The following is a 931-nucleotide window of genomic DNA, read 5'->3' on the forward strand; positions in this document are numbered from 1 at the left end:
GTGGCCTGCACCAGGGCGGCGGTGGCCTGCTCCAGCTCGCGCGCCAGCTGCTGGAACTGCGCCTGCCGCTGCCAGACCTCGTCGGTGGCCTTGCTGCGCTCGTCGTCGCGGACCTGCGGAAAGTGCTGCCAGGGCTGGCGCGACAGGCGCTCCAGCTCGGCGGCGCCGGCGATAAAGCCGGCCTCGTCGTAGGCAATGCGCCCGCGCAGCATGCCGCCGAGGTCCTCGCTGACCTTGAGCATCTGCTTGAACAGCGCCTGGCGCTGGCCCAGCGGCGAATCGGGATCGACGCCGCCGCAGGCGACCAGGGTCAGGCAGGCGCAGGCCAGCAGCAGGGCTTTGAACTTCATCGCGACGCCTTCCGGAAAAAAACGGGCGGCCAGTATCGCCACTCGGCCCGATCAGGCCAAGCGCGGTGTTTTACCGCAGTTGTCGCGCCGCCCGCCGTCCGACGTCGGCAGGCGGCGCCGTGCGCACCAGCTATTCAGGTACGGAAACGATCCAGCTGCTGGTTGAGCTGGCGCACCTCGCCGTGAATCTGCGCACTGACCTGCACCACGCTTGCGGTCTCGCCCTGGCTGCGTTCGGCCAGGCTGGAGATATGGGTCACGCGCTGGTCGATCTCCTGCGCCACCTGGCTCTGCTGTTCGGCGGCGGTGGCGATCTGCGCGTTCAGCGCGTTTATGCCGTCCACCGCGCCGACTATGGCGTCGAGCACCTCGCTGGCCTGGCGGATATGGCTGAGGTTGTCCTCGGCCAGCTGCGCGCTCTGCTGCATCGCCGTCACCGCATCGCGGGCGCCGCTCTGCAGGCGCTGGATCATCGCCTGGATCTCGCCGGTGGACTGCTGGGTGCGACTGGCCAGGGTGCGCACCTCGTCGGCGACCACGGCGAAACCGCGCCCGGCCTCGCCGGCGCGCGCCGCCTCGAT

The 931-nt window shown here is 70.0% G+C and carries 2 protein-coding genes; both read right to left on the reverse strand.

Translation table 11 applies throughout. The features are described 5' to 3' along the window. Positions 1 to 350 (reverse strand): cytochrome c (locus tag N878_RS22425; protein ID WP_021445758.1); only part of this gene is annotated, 350 nt, incomplete at its 3' end. Between the two features lie 134 nt (positions 351 to 484). After that, positions 485 to 931, reverse strand: a 447-nt coding sequence (locus N878_RS22430) for a methyl-accepting chemotaxis protein (RefSeq protein ID WP_031303773.1), incomplete at its 5' end; no start/stop codon positions are given.

Source organism: Pseudomonas sp. EGD-AK9, assembly GCF_000465935.2.
In the GTDB taxonomy this organism is placed as follows: Bacteria; Pseudomonadota; Gammaproteobacteria; order Pseudomonadales; family Pseudomonadaceae; genus Aquipseudomonas.